This is a genomic window from Deinococcus sp., from assembly GCF_018260555.1.
In the GTDB taxonomy this organism is placed as follows: domain Bacteria; phylum Deinococcota; class Deinococci; order Deinococcales; family Deinococcaceae; genus Deinococcus.
Genome location: NZ_JAGLBB010000061.1, coordinates 1 through 18,070, shown reverse-complemented (window position 1 = coordinate 18,070; position 18,070 = coordinate 1). Strand labels below are relative to the sequence as shown.

At 69.6% G+C, this 18,070-nt stretch carries 19 protein-coding genes; 8 read left to right on the top strand and 11 right to left on the bottom strand.

Annotated features, from left to right (window positions below):
- On the top strand, nucleotides 1-352 hold a 352-nt coding region (locus tag QZ271_RS11530), incomplete at its 5' end, for a hypothetical protein (RefSeq protein ID WP_291431586.1).
- Entirely contained in the window at nucleotides 352-630 is a 279-nt protein-coding gene (locus QZ271_RS11525; RefSeq protein ID WP_291431584.1) for a hypothetical protein, read from the top strand. The genes QZ271_RS11530 and QZ271_RS11525, both read left to right, overlap by 1 nt.
- A gap of 12 nt (nucleotides 631-642) precedes the next feature.
- Here the strand turns inward: QZ271_RS11525 and QZ271_RS11520 are convergent, their stop codons facing one another.
- Nucleotides 643-1,611, bottom strand: coding sequence for a nucleoside hydrolase (locus QZ271_RS11520; RefSeq protein WP_291431582.1), 969 nt, complete (start codon nucleotides 1,609-1,611; stop codon nucleotides 643-645).
- A 482-nt stretch (nucleotides 1,612-2,093) separates the two neighbouring features.
- Between QZ271_RS11520 and QZ271_RS11515 the strand changes: the two genes are divergently transcribed.
- Nucleotides 2,094-2,300, top strand: coding sequence for a hypothetical protein (locus QZ271_RS11515; protein ID WP_291431580.1), 207 nt, complete (start codon nucleotides 2,094-2,096; stop codon nucleotides 2,298-2,300).
- Nucleotides 2,301-2,564: 264 nt separating this feature from the next.
- Here QZ271_RS11515 and galK read toward each other — a convergent pair whose 3' ends face one another.
- The 3 genes from galK to QZ271_RS11500 form a co-directional block, all read right to left on the bottom strand.
- Nucleotides 2,565-3,635 (bottom strand): galactokinase, encoded by a 1,071-nt coding sequence (gene galK / locus QZ271_RS11510; protein WP_291431578.1) that lies wholly within the window; start codon nucleotides 3,633-3,635, stop codon nucleotides 2,565-2,567.
- Nucleotides 3,632-4,753 (bottom strand): galactose-1-phosphate uridylyltransferase, encoded by a 1,122-nt coding sequence (gene galT / locus QZ271_RS11505; RefSeq protein WP_291431576.1) that lies wholly within the window; start codon nucleotides 4,751-4,753, stop codon nucleotides 3,632-3,634. The genes galK and galT overlap by 4 nt, the downstream gene beginning before the upstream one ends.
- Nucleotides 4,754-5,112: 359 nt before the next feature.
- Complete coding sequence (locus tag QZ271_RS11500; RefSeq protein ID WP_291431574.1) at nucleotides 5,113-5,454, bottom strand: FKBP-type peptidyl-prolyl cis-trans isomerase; 342 nt, start codon at nucleotides 5,452-5,454, stop codon at nucleotides 5,113-5,115.
- Nucleotides 5,455-5,619: 165 nt separating this feature from the next.
- Here QZ271_RS11500 and lepB point away from each other — a divergent pair, with 165 nt between their 5' ends.
- Entirely contained in the window at nucleotides 5,620-6,225 is a 606-nt protein-coding gene (gene lepB, locus QZ271_RS11495) for a signal peptidase I (protein WP_291431572.1), read from the top strand.
- A gap of 222 nt (nucleotides 6,226-6,447) precedes the next feature.
- Entirely contained in the window at nucleotides 6,448-7,002 is a 555-nt protein-coding gene (locus QZ271_RS11490) for a hypothetical protein (protein ID WP_291431570.1), read from the top strand.
- 448 nt (nucleotides 7,003-7,450) lie between these two features.
- Here QZ271_RS11490 and QZ271_RS11485 read toward each other — a convergent pair whose 3' ends face one another.
- The 3 genes from QZ271_RS11485 to QZ271_RS11475 form a co-directional block, all read right to left on the bottom strand.
- Entirely contained in the window at nucleotides 7,451-9,112 is a 1,662-nt protein-coding gene (locus QZ271_RS11485) for a VOC family protein (protein WP_291431567.1), read from the bottom strand.
- Nucleotides 9,113-9,446: 334 nt separating this feature from the next.
- Entirely contained in the window at nucleotides 9,447-9,875 is a 429-nt protein-coding gene (locus QZ271_RS11480) for a MarR family winged helix-turn-helix transcriptional regulator (protein ID WP_367114373.1), read from the bottom strand.
- Between the two features lie 185 nt (nucleotides 9,876-10,060).
- Entirely contained in the window at nucleotides 10,061-11,344 is a 1,284-nt protein-coding gene (locus QZ271_RS11475) for an aminopeptidase (RefSeq protein WP_291431563.1), read from the bottom strand.
- Nucleotides 11,345-11,662: 318 nt separating this feature from the next.
- Between QZ271_RS11475 and QZ271_RS11470 the strand changes: the two genes are divergently transcribed.
- Nucleotides 11,663-12,211, top strand: a complete 549-nt coding sequence (locus QZ271_RS11470) for an NYN domain-containing protein (RefSeq protein ID WP_291431561.1) — start codon at nucleotides 11,663-11,665, stop codon at nucleotides 12,209-12,211.
- Nucleotides 12,212-12,244: 33 nt separating this feature from the next.
- Nucleotides 12,245-13,354 (top strand): tRNA preQ1(34) S-adenosylmethionine ribosyltransferase-isomerase QueA, encoded by a 1,110-nt coding sequence (gene queA, locus QZ271_RS11465; RefSeq protein ID WP_291431587.1) that lies wholly within the window; start codon nucleotides 12,245-12,247, stop codon nucleotides 13,352-13,354.
- A 158-nt stretch (nucleotides 13,355-13,512) separates the two neighbouring features.
- Here queA and QZ271_RS11460 read toward each other — a convergent pair whose 3' ends face one another.
- Nucleotides 13,513-14,526 carry a GNAT family N-acetyltransferase gene (locus QZ271_RS11460; RefSeq protein ID WP_291431559.1) on the bottom strand — a complete coding sequence of 338 codons (1,014 nt, stop codon included), beginning with the start codon at nucleotides 14,524-14,526 and terminating at the stop codon, nucleotides 13,513-13,515.
- A 224-nt stretch (nucleotides 14,527-14,750) separates the two neighbouring features.
- Nucleotides 14,751-15,179 carry a hypothetical protein gene (locus tag QZ271_RS11455; protein ID WP_291431557.1) on the bottom strand — a complete coding sequence of 143 codons (429 nt, stop codon included), beginning with the start codon at nucleotides 15,177-15,179 and terminating at the stop codon, nucleotides 14,751-14,753.
- A gap of 131 nt (nucleotides 15,180-15,310) precedes the next feature.
- Here QZ271_RS11455 and recO point away from each other — a divergent pair, with 131 nt between their 5' ends.
- Nucleotides 15,311-16,048, top strand: coding sequence for a DNA repair protein RecO (gene recO / locus QZ271_RS11450; RefSeq protein ID WP_291431555.1), 738 nt, complete (start codon nucleotides 15,311-15,313; stop codon nucleotides 16,046-16,048).
- Between the two features lie 275 nt (nucleotides 16,049-16,323).
- On the opposite strand, the gene QZ271_RS11445 is transcribed toward recO, so the two are convergent.
- Nucleotides 16,324-17,043, bottom strand: coding sequence for a 16S rRNA (uracil(1498)-N(3))-methyltransferase (locus tag QZ271_RS11445; protein WP_291431554.1), 720 nt, complete (start codon nucleotides 17,041-17,043; stop codon nucleotides 16,324-16,326).
- A complete protein-coding gene (locus tag QZ271_RS11440; protein ID WP_291431552.1) occupies nucleotides 17,040-17,849 on the bottom strand; it encodes a 50S ribosomal protein L11 methyltransferase in 810 nt (269 codons plus the stop codon). The genes QZ271_RS11445 and QZ271_RS11440 overlap by 4 nt, the downstream gene beginning before the upstream one ends.
- Between the last annotated feature and the right edge of the window lie 221 nt (nucleotides 17,850-18,070).

The following is an 18,070-nucleotide window of genomic DNA, read 5'->3' as shown; positions in this document are numbered from 1 at the left end:
GCACCACCTGCCCGCCCTGGCCGACGCCGCCGCGCTGATCGTGCCCCGCAGCGGCCTGCACTCGCCAGTCGCCGCGCACGCCCGCCACGGCGCCCGCCCCGCCATCACACTGCCCCTGGGCGCGTACAACGCGGACTGGCTGCTGGACGGCGCGATCGTCCGGCTGAACGGGCACACCGGGACGCTCACGCTGCTGCGCCGCGCCGGGATACCCGACCCCATCCCCAGCTTCGACCTGAACCTGGGAGCCCCACTGACCACGCCCGTCGGCGCGGCGGACCAGCCCACGGTGCTGTCGCCGCACGTGCGGGTGCTGCCGCGCCCCGCGCCGTTCAGTATCGACCTCGCCTGATGCCGGAGCGGGCGACAGGCCCCATCCATGCGCTGCGCGGCTTCGTCGGCAGCGGCAAGACCACCCTGGCCCGAACGATGGAAACGCAGCTGGGCGCGCCGCTGACCCTGCACGCTCTGGCCGTCCCGGATGCCCAGGCGCGCCGCCGGGTGCAGGCCCGCAACGCCCGGCCGGGCGCGCTGTTCATCGCCAACGACACCTTCGAGTTGTTGCGCCCCCGCTGCGAGCTGCTCACCCCGGACGAGGAGGCCTTGCAGGACGTGACCCGCTGGCCCTGACCGCCGCTGGGATCACGGCAGGCGCGCGATCCGTTCCAGGAGCAGGGAGAAGAACTCCCCGTCCCGCACGCCGACCGCCACCTGTGCGTTCGCGGGCCGCCCGGTCACGCCGTACAGGTCGCAGACGGTGCGGCCCAGGTTGGGTCCCTCCTGCGTCTCGACCTGCACGTTCATGGCCTGCCAGTCCAGCAGGTCCGGGTGCAGGGCCGCCGCCACCGCCAGTGGGTCGTGCAGCGCGCCGCCGCTCAGGCCGTAACGGTCGCGGTACACGCCCGCGTAGAAGGTGAGCAGCTCGGCGCACACGGCCCCGGCGCGGTTGCCCAGGGCGCGCAGGGCGTCCACGCGTTCCGGCGTGGCGACCGCCTGCATGGTCACGTTCAGGCCCACCATCCGCAGCGGCACGCCCGAAGCGAACACGATCTGCGCGGCGTGCGGATCGACCAGCGCGTTGAACTCGGCGGCCGGCGTGCGGTTCCCGTGCCCGGTACTGCCGCCCATCCACACGATCTCCCGGATCAGCGGCGCGATCTCTGGCGCGAGCCGCAGCGCCAGGGCCACGTTCGTGAGCGGGCCGGTCGGCACCAGCGTCACCTCGCCCGGTCGCGCCCGCACCGTGCGGATCATGAAGTCCACGGCGTGCCCCGCCTCCGGACCCCGCAGCGGTTCCGGCAGGCCTGCCGCAGGCAACCCGGTCGCGCCGTGCACGCTGGCCGCCGTCACGCCCTCGCGCAGCAGCGGGCGGTCCGCGCCCGCGAAGTACGGCACGTTCCGCCCCGCCTCGCCCGCCAGGGCCAGCACCACGCCTGTATTACGGGTCGTCAGGTTCAGCGGGACGTTGCCATGCACGGCCGTGAACCCCAGCACCCGCACGTCCTCCGGGCTGCCCAGCGCCATCAGCCAGCCCACCGCGTCGTCCAGGCCAGGGTCACCGTCGAAAATCACGGGCAGGGGCGCGGGGCAGTCGGCAGGCCGGGACGTCATGCCGGGCAGCATAGCGTCCACCCTGGAACGCCAGAACCGGACTCCGCAGGCCCGGTCGTCACGTCTGATACGGATTCCGATCGGTCCGGTGTGGTTCTGAATCAATCCGAGCGGACGCGGGTGGGAACAGCATACGGACTGGGCGGTATGGAGCCGCAGGCGGCGCCTTTGCGACCGTGGTGGAATGGAGCGCAGTCCGTATGATTCTCAATCGTCTGCATGATAGGCGGCCAGCATAGCGCGCCGCCTGGCACGCCACCGGTCCCAGAACCGTTGCCCGCCAGAGGCAGTGACCCTCTCGCCTCCACACCCAAAATTCGCATCTGGCGGGCTCCGGGTGAATGGGGGGTCACGACCGTCGAACCCGGTGCGCTCGCGGGTAGGTGAGGGCTTACGTGAACCGGTTCACGGCAGGTAGACCCCAACGTTTCTTGAGGCCCGGCACACCTGAGCCGCCGCGCCCCGACCCTACAGTGGGCGGCATGACCGGACACACCAGCGACGAAGTGGTGGGAACCCCCACTGAACAGCACGAGCACAGTGACGCCGAGAGCCTGCGCCATATTCCCCCCTACGACCAGCGCGGCGTGGTGCAGGATAGCCCTGGCAACCCCGACATTGGGGTCGAGCACGGCGAACCTAACCGACAAAAAGACCCGGAAAACGAGCGGACCAACGACGGGGTTTAATACGAACGACCGTCCGTTTCGTTACCAACCCGGTGTGCGGGTGGTCTGTTGCCTCTTGGCCCGCGACCCGGTTCTCGCCTGCTCGTTGCGCGCCGCAGCCCAGCCCCCGCGCCCGCCTAAACGGCCACCCTGATATTCAACGGTTGAGGCCCGTATCCCTGCCGGATCGGGCCTCATGCTTCTATGGCGGGTGAGTTCGGACAGATTCAGCCTGTTTCATCTACATTTGGTCCGTGCGCCCGGTTGCCCGCTTCGCGGTCCGTTTCAGGGAACGACCTGCCGTCCCCCGGGGCCGTAGCCCGCGAGTACGGTCAGCGCGACCGCATGGGCCTGACCGGCGCGCACGAGCGCCACGACCGCCCCGCCAAAACCCGCGCCGGTCATGCGCGCCCCGAACACGTTCGGGTGCGCCTGTAACAGCGCCACGAGGTCATCGACGCGCGGGTGGCTGACGGCGTAATCGTCGCGCAGGCTGGCGTGACTGGCGTTCATCAGCACGCCGAAGCGCGCGGCGTCCACGCCTCCGTCGGCCAGCGCGGCCTGCACGCGGCCGTTCTCGCTGACCACGTGCCGCGCCCGCGCCCGCAGCGGCTGGGGCAGCGCTTCCAGGCTCTGGGGGTCCCGCACGTCACGCAGTTCGGTCACGCCCAGCAGCCGGGCGGCCTCCTCGACCTGCGCGCGGCGCTCGTTATAGCCGCTCTGCGCCAGGTGGCGGGGCACGCCGCTGTCCATGACGAGCACCTCGGCCCCGGCGGGCAGGGGCAGCAGCCAGCGTTCCAGGCTGCGGGTGTCGAGCAGCAGCATGGTCGCGCTGTTCGCCACGGAACTGGCCATCTGGTCCATGATGCCGCACTGCACGCCCACGAACTCGTGTTCGACGCGCTGCGCGATCAGGGCGAGGCGCTCGTCGGTGGCGTCCAGGATGCCCAGGTCGCGCAGGCCACGCAGGACCGCGACTTCCAGCGCGGCGCTGCTGCTGAGGCCCGCGCCCATCGGGACGTTCGAGGTGACGTGCACGTCCAGCCCGTCCGGCGCGCCGCCCAGCGCCAGCGCACCCGCCACGTAACGCGCGAAGCCGCCCTGCGCGTTCTCGCCCACGGCAAACACACTCTGCTCGTTCAGGTCGGCGGCAAACACGCGGTGCTCACGCGTGCCGTTGGCCCCCAAGCCCACGGTCGTCACCTGCGGGATGGCGGTGGGCAGCACGAACCCCCCCTGGTAGTCGGTGTGTTCGCCCAGCAGGTTCACGCGGCCCGGCGCGGACGCCGTGACCTGCGGCGCGCGCCCGAAGTGCTGCTCGAAGGTTGGAATGGCAGGGCTGCTGGGGGGCGTCACAGGTTCTCTCCGGCGGTGGGGGGGACGGCGCGCAGTTCGGCAGCGGCCGCCTCCGGGAATTTGTCGTTCGCAAACTCCCCGGCTCCCTGTTCGGTCCCGGCGAGGTACTTCATGCGGCCCGGCGCGCGCAGGTACGGGTAGATCTCGATGTGCAGCGGGAACGCCGGGTGCGGCCCGTCCAGCGGCGCCTGATGCACCGTCAGCAGGTACGGCATCCGCACGCCGAACAGTCCGTCCAGGCGCAGCAGGGCGCCCTTGAGGCTGCGGGCGAGGCTGGCCCGCTCCCCGGCCCCCAGTTCGGACAGCAGACTGACCGGGCGGGTCGGCAGCACCCACGTCTCGAAGGAGTAGCGCGCAAACGGCGGCACGACGCTCAGGGACTCGCCGTCGTCGTGGATGATCCGTTCGCCGCTCCCGCGCTCTTCCGCCACGAAGTCCGCCAGCCACGGGCGGCCGCTCCGGGCGTGGTACGCCTCCATCTGCGCGGTCATGCGGGCCTGCACGGGCGGTACGTGATCGTAGGCGTAGATCTGCCCGTGCGGGTGGTGCAGCGTCACGCCGACCTCCACGCCCCGGTTCTCGAAGGCCAGGACGCTGTGAATCTGCCCGGTGGCCGCCAGCCGGGTGGTGCGGTCGGCCCACACGCCCAGCAGCAGGTCCACCTGCGCGTCGCTCAGGTCACTCAGGCGGCCCTGGGCGCTCTGACTGAACACCACGACCTCGCACTTGCCCACGCCAGCACGCGTCCCGGCCGGGCCCGGCGGCGGCGTGGGCGCATTCAGGGTCAGGCTGGGAAAGCGGTTGTCGAACACCGCAATGTCGTACCGGCCCTGCGGCAGTTCCGTGGGGTGCGCAGCGTCGCTGGTGGGAGCCAGCGGGTTGTACTCGGGCGGCGGCAGGAACGTGCGCCCCATGCGGTGCGCGGCGTACATGACCCACTCGCCGCGCAGCGGATGCCAGCGCATGAGCGGGCGGGCGTCCACGGGCTCCGGGCTGGGGCTGGGAATCTCACTGGTCACGGCGACCGGCGCGAGGCCGTAGAGCGTCATGCCGCGCCCGTCGGGTTTCGTGAAGTCCTGCGCGTGCAGGGCTGCGGGGGCCTCGGTGCGGATGGTCATGTCAGGGTCTCCCGGTAAGAGTGCGGGGCCACCGTGCCGCCCTGATCGTGGGTCGGCGCCTGGGCGGGAGGCGCGGGGGGCCGCTGCGTTTCCGGCCGTGTGTGCTGCCACCCGCGTCCACAACCTCGCGGGAGTGCGTGACCATCACGCGCTCGATCCCGACTTCATTATGGTTGGTGCCGGCGTGACCGTGGCGTATCACGTCCACCGCCCCGGCGCTCGGCGGCAGGCGGTGCAGAGGCCTCGGTGTACCGCCGGTCACGCCTTGCAGCAAATCAGAGCAGCCGACTTTCCTCGTGCTGCTGCTCACGTCGGTGGACACGCCCAGGCCGTCGCCGAACCTCAGACAGGGGAGTGCCTCAGCGGACGTCAACGAGTTCGACGTCGAAGATCAGGGTCGCGCCGCCGGGAATCACGCCGGGAACGCCCGCCGCGCCGTAGCCCAGGCTGGCCGGAATGGTCAGTTTGGCCTTGTCGCCCACGTTCAGCTGCGCGACGCCCTGATCCCAGCCCTGAATGACGTACCCCACGCCCAGCGGGAACTCGATGGGCTCACCACGGTCACGGCTGGAGTCGAACTTCTGCCCGTTCTCCAGCGTCCCGGTGTAGTGCACGCGCACCATCTTGCCCGCCTGGGCTGGCGCGCCGCCGCCCTCGAAGTACTTCTCGACTTTCAATCCGTCCGTCATACCGTCAGCCATGGGCGACAGCGTAACGGGTCAGTGCCCCGGCCCGCCACCCTCCCTGAAGTGACCATGAAGACGGGTCGCCTGGAATCCGTATCGGTCCGCCTTCACCTGCTTCACGCGCGCTCGCCAAGCGCCCGGCACGCGCCCGAGACCGTGCGGTGCTACCCTCGGTTCGCTGTGAGCGCACACGACCCCGCCCCGACCATCCCAGTGGCTCCGCCGTCCGGCGCTGGTGCGTGGCGGCGCTGGATTCTGGGTGGCCTGCTGCCCGTGTACCTGCTGAGTACCTTCGGCGCCACCCTGGCCCGCGTGGACGGCGACTCCATGAACGAAACCCTGGACTCCGGTGACGTGCTGCTGCTGCTCAAGTACCCGCGCTGGCTGCGCGCCTGGGGCCTGCCCACCCCGTACCCGCGCCGGGGCGACCTGCTGATCTTCAAGGCCCCGGCCAGCAGTCCCTACGCTTTCGAAACGCTGCGTGGCCTGCGTTACCGGCCGTACAACGTCAAGCGGGTGCTGGCCCTCGCCGGGGACCGCGTGGCTTTCCGGGACGGGCAACTGTTCCTGAACGGCCACGCCGCCGCCGAATCGTACGCCAGCGAGGGTTTCGTGGCCGACCAGCCGGAACTGACCGTCCCGCCCGGCAAGGTCTGGGTCATGGGCGATAACCGCCGACTGGGCAGCAGCCTCGACAGCCGCGCCTACGGACCGGTTGACCTGCGTGACGCCGCCGGGCCCGCCAATCTGCGCCTGTGGCCCCGCCCCGGCCTGATTCCCCGCTGACTGGACGGCAGCGTGCAACCCGCCCATGCCCCGGCTGACTTCCCCTAGGCCCTCTAGCTCTACGCCCTCTACGCCCGGTACGCCGCGCTGCTTTCACTCGCGCCCATTCGGATTGAACAGTGTGTTGAGCCTTTCCTCCGGCGGTCCGTGCGACCGGTACGCCAGGCAGCGATTCACGCGGGCCGCGCGGGACCCTCATACTCCGCTGCTACGGTGCCTCTCATGAACGTCCCCCGTCTGCTGCAGGCCGCTTCCTTGACCGCGCTGCGCCCGGCCCTGGCTGGCACGCTTTTTACCCTGACCCTGACCGGTGCGCAGGCCGGGGCGCAGAAACTGGTGGCCGTCAACGAACCGAAATTGCCGTTCACGGTCAGTCTGCCCGCCTCCTGGCTTGGTGTGAACTTCAACGACGGTGCCGCTGGAATCAGTATCGTCTCGGCCAAGGCGCCGCCTGCCACGCTGATGCGCCTGCTCTACACCCCCAAGGGCGGCGCGGCCCCCACGCCCGCCAGCGAGTTCGCCAAATTCGAGCAGGGCGTGAAATCCACCGGAGCGTCCATCCGGCAGACGGCCAGCCGCACGGTCGGGTACGGCGGTCTGGGCGGCCTGGAACGCAACTACACCCTCACACACCCCAAAGGAACACTGAGCATGCGCGTCTGGTACGGCGTGGGGGCCAAGAACCTGTACTCGTTCCAGTTGACCGACACGCCAAAGCGGTTCGGGGCCGCCAGTGACACGTTCAGTAAGGTACTGGCTACCGTCAAATTCCGCTGACCTGCGCCACCCGCCCCGCGTTTCAACCGGCTCATTCTGTACTGGATGTGGACCGCGGCGGGAACGGGCCATACGCCAAACGGAGTCGGCCCCCGTTGCACCGATGCTGAACCCCCCGGACGCAGCCGGACCACGCCCGGGCCGCCTCTGGACCATACCCGCCTGAACGCCGACACTGTTAACCGCGACGGCGAATACCCGGAGAGGCTACCCCGGACACCCGGCGTCCCGGCCCCGGATGACCTGCCCCTCTCGCGCCCGGTGTGGGCTACCCCGGAGGAGCGTGCCATGCGCCTTGACGAGAGAGCCAAAGAGGGGGAAGGGGACCGCGTGACCTCTGGCCACCCCTGTCCCCTCGCTGTTCTCCACACTGCGAAAGCTTGATGCTCAAGAGGCGAGGGCCGGTAGAAGAAACCGTGACGTTCCTTCCACCGACCCCCGGTCGCGGTCAGCCGAGCGTGCTGGCGACTCGGTTCATGAGGTCGCGGGCGGCGTTCACTTCGTCGGTGCTGATGGTGTGGCCCAGGCCCGGGATCACACGGGCGTCCACATCGGCGCCGCGTGCGCGGAGGTTCGCGGCCGTTTCCTCGAAGCGGGCAAGGGGAATGTGGCCGTCGCGGGGGTCCACGGCCATGAACACGGGCGTGCCGCTCAGGTCACCGCTCTGATCAAGGGTGATGAGGCCGCCGCTGAAGGCGATCACGCCGCCCAGCCCCGGCGTGCGGCTGGCGTATTCCAGCGCCAGGCACGCGCCCTGGCTGAAGCCGCCCAGCACCACGCGGTTGGCCGGGATGCCCTGCGCGGCCAGTTCGTTCATCACGGCGTTCACGGTGGCCAGGGCGCGGTCCAGGTGAGGCTGGTTCTGTTCGATCGGGGCCATGAACGACTGCGGGTACCAGGTGTTTCCGTCGGCCTGCGGCGCGAGGTACGTGAAGGCGCTCAGGTTCAACTGACCTTCCAGCGTGAGGATGTCGGCGGCCGTGCCTCCGCGTCCGTGGAGCAGGACCACCGCGACCTGCGCGTCCGTCAGGGGGCGTCCGGCCGTCAGGACCTGCACGCCCTGTCCGCCCGCTTCAGGCCCGGTCTGCGCGGGGCCCGACACGCCGCTCACGTCGCGGCTGCCGATGGTGACGCCGTACTCGCGGTTCACGAAGCGGGGCACGTGCGCCTCGATCTGCGCGCGCTGCGGCTCGAACCACGCCGGGAGTTTCAGGTGCCGGCCGAGTTCCTCGACAGCTTCATCGTTGGGGAAGCCGGGGGCGTCGGTGGCGATTTCGAACAGCACGCCGTTCGGCTCGCGGAAGTAGATGGAGTGGAAGTACTGGCGGTCTTGCACGGTGGTCGGGCGGTACCCGGCGGCCTTCAGGGACGACAGGTACGCTTCCTGCTCGGCGTCGTCACGGGTCCGCAGGGCCACGTGGTGCACGCTGCCCGCGCCGAAGGTGCCGCGCGGCTGGCCCGGACGTTCCACGACGTCCACGAACAGGCCCACGCCGTCGCCGCTGCCCCGGAAGCGGGTGCGGGGGCCTTGCGGGTCGGCTTCGGTACCGACTTCCGTGAAGCCGAGTTGACCGACCAGCAGCTGGCGCACGGCGTCCGTGTCGCGGACCCAGGCGGTCACGGAGTGGAAGCCGCGCAGTTCATGGTCGGCCGGGACGGGCGAGGCGGGCCAGGGCTGCACGGGCAGGCCGTCATCGAAGGCCAGTTCGATCCAGGTGCCGTCCGGGTCCTCGAAGGTCAGAACCGACTGCCCGAACCGGGTGCTGGCCGTGGCGTTCAGGCCGTGCTGCGCGAGGCGCGCCTGCCAGTAATCGTGGCTGGCGGCCGGGACCGAGTAGGCCAGGGCGACGACCTCGCCGTTGCCACGCACGCCGCGCTGCGCGCCGGGCCAGGGGAAGTGGGTCATGATCGTGCCGGGCTGCCCGGTGTAGTCACCGTAGTAGAAGTGGTACGTGCCGGGATCGTCGAAGTTCACCGTGACTTTCACCAGGCGCTGCCCCAGCACCTGCGTGTAGAAGTCCACGTTGCGCTGGGGATCGCTGGCCATGACGGTCAGGTGGTGCAGGCCCTGGACGGGGCTCGTGCCGGGAGCGGGGGAGAAGGCAGTCATGGGGAAAGACTACTTAACATTGAATTGTTAAAAGTAACACAAATCACAAGATGTGGATATCCGAAAAGGATGGCTAAACAGGCCCACCCAGGCGGACAGGGCCGGGTAAAAGCAGGCTCCAGCAGGCAAGGAGGTCGCCCGGTGCTGTTCCGGACCGAGGCCATCCGGAGGAATCACCTCCACGTCCCGAATCCGGATCATCCGGACTGCCGCTCCATTGCGCCACAGTCGAAAAAGCGCCGCCTGCGGCTCCATACCGCCCAACCCGTACATTGTTCCCACTCGCGTCCGCTCGGATTGATTCATAAGTGCAGCGAATCAATCGCAATCCGTATCAGGCGCCGCTGCGTGCGCTGCGGCGGCGGCCCGTCGTGACCGGCGCCGCCTCTTCCCTCTGGCGCATGCCCAGCCCCAGCTTCTTGGAGAGCCGCGTCAACTCGGCAAGCTCCTCGGCGGTCAGGACCGAGAAGGCCTCGCGGATGCCCGAGACGTGTGTGGGCAGCACCCGCCCGACAAGCGCCTCGCCGTCGGGGGTCAGGGAGACCCGCATGATCCGGCGGTCTACCTCGTCCCGGTCGCGGCGCACCAGGCCGTCGCGTTCCAGGTTATCGATCACCATGGTCAGGTTCCCGCTGGACCGCAGGATCTTCTCGGCCAGGACCCGCTGACTCAGCGGCCCCAGATGGTACAGCGCCTCGATCACCCCGAACTGGCTGATGGTCAGGTTGTGTGCCGCCAGATGCCGGTTTGAAGCGGCTTCCACGGCATGAGACGCGCGCCAGAGCTTTATATACGCGTCCAACGCCGCTCGGTCCTCGGGTGAGCCAGCGTAACGATTCGGCATGAAGCACATGCTGGGGGCGCTCCTGCATGAAGTCAAGCGAACCATTCCCCCCCCGGGCCAGCCGGGAGGGGGTGATTCGGGCGCGTTCAGGGCAGGCGCTGGCGTCAGCCGCGCGCGCGGTACTCCTCGGTCGCCAGCCGGACGCAGGTGGCCACGGCGCGCATCGCCACGTAGACCTCGTGGGCGGGTGGGCGGGTCGGGGCGAGGCGGATGTTGCGGTTGTGCGGGTCCCGCCCGCCCGGGTACGTCGCTCCGGCCGGGGTGAGGCTCACGCCCGCCGCGTCCGCCAGGGCCACCACGCGGTCCGCGACCGGCTCGGTGGTATCCAGGCTGATGAAGTACCCGCCGCGCGGATTGTTCCAGGTGGCGAACGAGCCGTCCGTGCCGAGTTCCTCGCTCAGAACCTCGTTCACCGCGCGGAACTTCGGTTCGATCAGCGCCGCGTGCGCCGCCATCAGGCCCTCAAGGCCGCCCGGGTAGGCCTGGAGGAACTTCACGTGACGCGCCTGCTCGACCTTGTTCGGGCCGATACTCTGCGCGTTCAGGTACTTCGAGAGCCACTTCACGTTGTCCTCGCTGCTGCCCAGGAAGCCCAGGCCCGCCCCGGCGAACGTGACCTTGCTGGTGCTGGCGAACACGAAGGTCCGGTCCGGGAAGCCCCCGTCACGCGAGAGCGCCACGAGATTCACTGGCGTGTCCTGCGCGGCCGGGTCCGGCGACAGGTGATGCACGCGGTACGCGTCGTCCGCGAAGACCGTGAAGTCCGGCGCGGCCGCCTTCAGCGAGGTCAGGCGGCGGGCCTTCTCGGCGCCTATGGTCTCGCCACCGGGGTTCGAGTACGTCGGGACGAACAGCACGCCCTTCACGGACGGATCGGCCGCCGCGAGCCGCTCGATAGCGTCCACGTCCGGCCCGTCGGCCTGCATGTCCACGGTCAGCAGCTCGAAGCCCAGCGTCTCGAGCAGCAGGAAGTGCCGGTCGTAGCCGGGCGTCGTGACGATCATCTTCGGGTTCTGACCCACCCAGGGCTTCCCACCGCGCAGGCCGTGCAGCAGCGCGAATGTCAGCACGTAGCCCTGCAATTCCAGGCTGGCGTTGTTCCACACGATCACGTTCTCGGGCTTCAGGTCCAGGTACGCGCCGAACAGCGCCCGCGCGGACGGCAACCCCGCCACGCCGCCCGGGTAGTTGCGCAGGTCCAGGCCGTCCATGTGCGTCTCATTCTCGCCCAGCGCGCCTAGCAGACCGTTACTCAGGTCGAAGTCCGCGTCGGCGGGCTGCCCGCGCTGCATGTTCAGTTTCAGTCCCTGCGCCCGGACTGCCTCGTACGCCGCGCGCGCCCGTTCCAGCCCCGTTCCCGCTCCTGTGCTTCCTGTGTCGCTCGTCATGCCCACAGGGTAACGGCCCGCGCGGTCCATGATGCCCCGCTTGTGCGTTCAGCCCCGCCTCGCTCAGGGCACGCCGCGCCGGGTCAGGTGTTACACTTCGGGCGCCCCGGACCGTTACGTTCCAGCTTATACGGACTCCAATTGAATGGGCTACTAAGACCATTCAATCCGAGCGGAGCGAGTAGGAGAAAAGCGGGTTCCGGACGTGGAGGTGACAACCCGGTGCAGTTGCGGGTTGTCAACGAAACAAACGGCAGTCCGTATTATTCGTTTTTGCATCCTCACCCATTTGCAGTTGTGCCCAACAGGAGAGCCCCAATGCAGTACATCGTCCACCGTCCTCGCGTCGGAGTGTTTATCGACACCCAGAACCTCTACCACTCGGCCCGCGACCTCATGGAACGCACCGTGAACTTCGAGACGATCCTGAACGTCGCCACCGCGGGGCGCGAACTCGTGCACGCCATCAGTTACACCGTGGAACGCGAGAACGAGGCGACCGCCCGCCCGTTCATCTACAAACTCTCCACGCTGGGTTTCAAGGTGCGGCGCATGAACCTCACGCTGCACCACGTCACGGACGTCGGCAAGGCCATCTACGAGGGCAACTGGGACATGGGCATCGTGGCCGACATGGTCCGCATGATGGACTCCATGGACATCATCGTACTGGGCAGCGGCGACGGCGACTACACCGATATCGTCGAGGTGCTTCAGGAGCGCGGCAAGCGCGTGGAGGTCATCGCGTTCCGCGAACACACCGCGCAGAAGCTCATCGACGCCGCCGACCGCTTCACGCACCTACCCGACATCGAGGACGCCCTGATGCCCGCGCGCCAGCCGAAGGCCAGCAAGCCCGAGGAGTAAGGCGTCATGTCGCCCGAAGCGCCGCCCCCGAGCATGTCGCCCGTCACCACCCTGAGCGCCGAGCAGGCCGCGCGCGCCGACGCAACCCTGGCCCGCCTGAACTTCGAGCTGCCGCCCGGCCGCGTCGCGCAGACCGGCGCGGAACCCCGCGACGCCGCCCGCCTGATGGTCGTGGGCGAGGCCGTCACGCACCACATCTTCCGGGACCTGCCGGGCCTGCTGCGCCCCGGCGACCTGCTGGTGTTCAACGAGAGCCGCGTCATCCCGGCGCGCGTGATGGCCCGCAAACCCGTGGACGCCGCCGGTCACGGAGGCGGACAGGTGGAAGTCCTGCTGCTGCGCGAGGAGGACCGCCCGGACCTCGCTGGACACGGCCCGCACCTGTGGAGCGCGTACCTGAAACCCGCCCGGCGCGCCGGAAACGAACTGTGGCTCGGCGACGGCGAGCACCGCCAGCGTGCCCGCGTGGTCGCACAACTGGAGGACGGCGCCCGCATCCTGGCCTTCGATCACGACATAGGGCCGCACCTGGACCACATCGGCCGACTGCCGCTCCCGCCCTACATCGACCCCGGTAGCAGCGACGATACGTGGCGGGAACGCTACCAGACCGTGTACGCCCGCGCGCCCGGCAGCGTGGCCGCCCCTACCGCCGGTCTGCACTTCACGCCGGAGCTGCTCGCGGCGCTGGACGCCGCCGGGGTGCAGCGCACCACCGTCACCCTGCACGTGGGGGCCGGGACCTTCAAACCCGTCACCGGCCCCGTCGCGGAGCACACCATGCACGCCGAACGCTACTCGGTGACGCCGGGGGCGGCGCAGGCCATCAACCGCGCCCGCGCCGCCGGACGGCGCGTGATCGCGGTCGGGACCACCACCGTCCGCACCCTGGAAAGCGCCTGGGACGGCACGCAGGTCCGCGCGGGCGAGGGCGACACCCGCATCTTCATTACACCCGGCACCCCGGTGAACGTTCCGGACCTGCTGATCACCAACCTGCACCTGCCCGGCAGCACCCTGCTGCTGCTCGTGGCCGCCTTCGCCGGAGAGGACCGCATTCAGGCCGCGTACGACGCCGCCCTGCGCGGCGAGTACCGCTTCTACTCGCTGGGCGACGCCACGCTGCTTCAGAACAAGAGGTAATGCGCCGGTCGTTGGGAGCAGCTGAATCGGACTGCCGACTGCTTCTTCAATACCCCGCCAGTACGCCGCGCCGCCGCTTTCACGCCCGGAATCCGCGCTGTTCCTACTCGCTTCGCCCGGATTGATTCGGTGCAGTTCTGAATCAATCGGAATCCGGATTACACCTCCCGTTTCAGGGTGACCGTCGCAGCCTCGCGCGTGAAGCCCAGGCGGTCGTTGATGGCCAGCATCGGCGTGTTTCCCGTGTGATTGCCGGTGTGCGAGTGCGTGAACCCGCGTGCCAGGGCCGCGCGGGCCGCCGCGAGTTTCAGGGCGAGGCCCAGGCCACGACCGCGCCACTCGCGGCGCACGCCGGTCAGGCCGTTATGCAGGTGGCCCGGCTGGGCGGGCAGCGTCTGCGCCAGTTGACTGGTGCCCACCCACGTGCCGTCCGGGGCAACGGCGATCATCACGCCGCGCGGGTCCAGTTCACGCTGCGGCATCCGCATCCGCCAGACCTCGAACGGCCACACCTGCACGGGTGCCGCGCTGGGCACGTCGGTCAGCAGGGCTCGGATCAGCTCGTAATGTTCGCGCGGCTGCGTGTCCCAGGGGTCCGAGGCGGGCGCGGTCAGGTCGGCGAGCGACACGACGCGCACGCCGCTCGCCAGGGCGCGGGCCTCCTCGTCCGCGAACGCCGCGAAGTCCACGCTTCGCAGGTCCAGGACGCTACTCCACATGCGGTCGTGTTCCGCCCAGCCGCGCCGTAGCAGGTGCCCGGTCTCCCACCAGCCCTCCCGCAGGCGCGTGACGCCCACCCGCGCGCCCGCCGCGCGCAGCACCTCCAGGCCGTATTCGACCAGTGAGTCGGCCAGCGCGGAGCGGCGGTACCCCGGGTGCAGCGTGACCGTCAGGTCCAGCCACCCGTCATGGTTGTCCATGCCCGGCACGCCCGTCTGCACCGCTCCGATCAGTACGCCACCCTGGAACGCCCCGCGCTGCGAGTGATGCTCGTCCGGCAGGCGCCCCGCTGCTTGCCGCTCCAGGGTCACAGCGTCCGTGGGGTTCTCCGGGTGCGCCAGGGTCAGCAGCGCCGCGTACCCGTCGGTTCCCAGGTCACGAAACGACACGTCAAGGAACGACAGGTCGGCGGGGGTTTCCTGCGCGGAGGGCAGCGGGGTGTTCTCGCTCATGGGGTGCAGCAGATCACACGCCCTGCGCCCGGGGCATCCGCATTTCAGCGCAGTGAGGTCAGGGAATCACGGGCATCAGGCCGTCACCTTCATACGGGTTCCGTCTGTTTCGTTGACAACCCGGAACGGCACCGGGTTGCCAACTCCACGCCCGGAACCCGTTTTGCTCCCACTCGCTCCGCTCGGATTGAATGGCTTTGCAAGCCATTCAATCGGAGTTCGTATCATTGATCGCCGGGACCGATCGGCTCGATGGGGAAGATGCGGCCCGCCAGGGATTCCAGCCCGCGCGTGCCCGCGCGTTTCTGGCAGCCCTCTGTGGCGGTGCACAGCGTAATGTAGCGCGTGCGGCGCGCGGCGACCTGCACGCGGTACAGCGCGGCCTCGCTGCGGCTGCGGGTGGAGTGGCACAGGTCGCAGTGCAGCGCCCCACGCGTTTTCGGGTCCAGCGGCGTGAACTCGGCCAGTTGCTCGCCGTGAACCAGCGCCAGTCGGCCGTCCGCGACCGGGTACAGGCCCAGCGTGGTCGGGGCGGGCCGCAAGGCGTCCTGCTCGCCGAACAGTTCGCGGTGCGTGTCCGGGAACAGTTCGCGCAGCAGGTCCCTCACATCGTGCGCCCGCGCGGGGGCTCCCTTCTGGTGCGGGTCGTTCATCGTCCCCAGTGTAGGGCGCAAGGCCGCCCAGCAAAGTGGAAACGGGCACAGGGGCGCCCGCACAGGCGGGGTAAACTGGAAGCTGTGAGCTGCCTTCTGCCCCGCACCACCCTCCCCCGCTGGCAGCGCCCTTGAGGTCCCGCACCGCCAACCGCAGCGGCATCGTCATCCGCCGCCGCGTGACGCCCGCCGGGGACATCCTGCTGTCGCTGCTGACCCCGCAGGGCAAACTGAAGGCCGTGGCGCGCGGCGGGGTGCGCGGCCCGCTCGCCAGCCGCCTGAACCTGTTCCACCACGTGAACGTGCAGGTGTACCAGGGACCGCACAACGACCTTGCCAGCGTGCAGCAGGCCGTGCTGGAGGGCGCGCTGCCCACCCTGGCGCAGCCGGAACGCTACGCCTTCGCGCACCTGATGGCCGAATTCGCCGACGCGCTGTTCCAGGAAGGGGAGTTCAGCGAGCAGGCCTTCGATCTGTTCGCGGGCGCCCTGCGCGGCGTGGCGCACCAGCCGGACCCGGAATGGGTGGCGCTGGTCATGAGTTACAAACTGCTGGCCCTGGCCGGATTCATTCCGCAGACCGGCTTCTGCGCCCGCTGCCGCGCGCCCGATCCGCAGCACCCGGACCCCCTGGGCGGGCAACTGCTGTGCCGGGCGTGCGCCGCCCTGCCCGCCTACCCACCCGACTCGCTGGAGTTCCTGCGGGGCGCTGCCCGCCGCACCGTGCGTGCCAGCATGGACGCGCCGCTACCCTCCACGCAGCGGCCCGCGCTGTGGCGGGCGCTGGAACGCTTCGTGACCGTGCAGATCGGGAACGTGCAGTCCTGGCGGCAACTCGTGCCGCACGCGCAGGCCGCGCCCACCCTGTAGCTGTAGCCGGTGAGGTCCGGTTGCTAAGTACACTGCGTTTATCTCGTAGATAAACCGCGCGGAGCGCGTAACAGAAGAAAGTACGTTGGAGCGGGAATGGAGAGGTTCCGGTGCTGTCCCGGAATCTCGCAATGTTAGCTTCAAGGTACTTAAGTACACTGTGGTTATCTTGTCCATAAACCGCGCGAAGCGCGGAGCAGAAGAAAGTACGTTGGAGCGGGAATGGAGAGGTTCCGGTGCTTTCCCGGAATCTCGCAATGTGAGCTTCAAGGTACTTAGAGACCCTGCGCGGCGATGGCGCCCAGCAGCGCGATCGGGGCCGTCTCGGCCCGCAGGATGCGCGGTCCCAGCGTCACCGCGTGCGCGCCGCCCGCCACCAGCCGCGCGACCTCGGCGCCGGACAGGCCGCCTTCCGGGCCGGTGATCAGGGTCACGGGGGCCGACCAGTCGAGCACGTCGGTCAGGCGGGTGTTCGAACCGGGCTGCGCGACGAACACCTGTCCGGTCAGCGGCACGTCTGCCAGCGCAACGGGCGCCAGCACGGGCGGGATCACGTTGCGGCGCGACTGTTTGGCCGCCTCCTGCGCCACGCGGTTCAGGCGTTCGAGTTTCTGGGCGCCGATCTCGCGGGCGTCCGCGCGGGCCGTGACGGTCAACTGCACGGCGCTCACGCCCAGTTCAGTGGCGGCGCGCACCACGTCGCTCAGCTTGTCGCCCTTCAGCAGCGCCACGGCCAGCGTGACCGGATACGGCGTTTCCAGGTGGGTTTCGATGGCCTCGCCCAGGCGCAGGGTGGCGCGCACTTCCTCCAGTTCGGTCAGGGTGGCCAGCGCCTCGGCGCCCTGACCGTCGAACACGCGCAGGGCGTCCCCGGATCGCAGGCGCAGGACGTGCAGGTGCCTCGCCTCGCCCGGACCCAGCGTCATGACGGCCGAGAGGGCAGGCACCCGTACCCGGTGCCGGGGCAGGTCAGCGCGGGGCTGGTCGGGGCTCACGCGTTCCGGGCGGTCACGAGTGCCCAGTCGCCGTCCGTGCGCACCTTCACATCCGTGAAGCCCTCGCGCTCCAGGGCGCCGTGCACCAGCGGCAGTTTGCTGACCAGGATGCCGGTCAGGATCAGCGGCGCGCCCGGGCGCAGGTGCCCCACGTACGCGCCCACCAGCAGGTCATGCAGTTCCGCGTACAGGTTGGCGACCAGCACGTCGAACACGCCGTCCGTGACCACGTCGCCCGGCAGGTCGTCGCCCAGCGTGCCCACCATGAACGCCGCGCGGCCCGCCGGAACGCCGTTCTGCTGGGCGTTCTCCGTGGCAATCGGAAGGGTGACCGGGTCGATATCCACGCCCAGCGCGTAGCGGGCGCCCAGCAGCGCCGCCGCGATGGCCAGCACGCCGCTGCCGGTCCCCACGTCCAGCAGGGTCTGCCCACCCAGGTCCAGCGCGCAGAGCGCCTCGACGGCCATGCGGGTGGTCGCGTGGTGCCCGGTCCCGAAGGCCATGCCCGGCTCGATGATCAGCGGCACCTGGGCGGCTGGCACCTCGGCGCGCAGCCACGGCGGCACGATGGTCACGCGCCCGGCAGGCACGGGCCGCAGGGTCGCCTTGAATTCCGCCTGCCAGTCCTGATCGGCCTCGTCCCGCCACTCGCCGTCACGAATGTCGGCGCTCAGATCGGCCTGCTCGCCAAAGTACGCGCGGATCATACCGGCGCGCTCCTCCAGGCCGGTCGCGCCCGCCTCCCACAGCAGGTCGAGGTGAGCCTCGCGCGTTTCGAACGTTCCGGGAAGGTGGTAGACCAGCATGCGTTGAAGTGTACCGTAAGGCCCCGGCCGGACGCCGCCCCGCGCGCCGGGTTTATGCGGCCAGCACGCACCCTGCTGGGTCGCCCGGCCCTGCGCCGGGTTCCTGTGGTCAGGGACTGATACGGATTCCGATTGATTGGGCGCACGTAACTGCTCAGCAGGGGACGATCAGACAGAGAAATTGGGCATGAGAATATCCCCCGTGAACACGCTGACCAGTC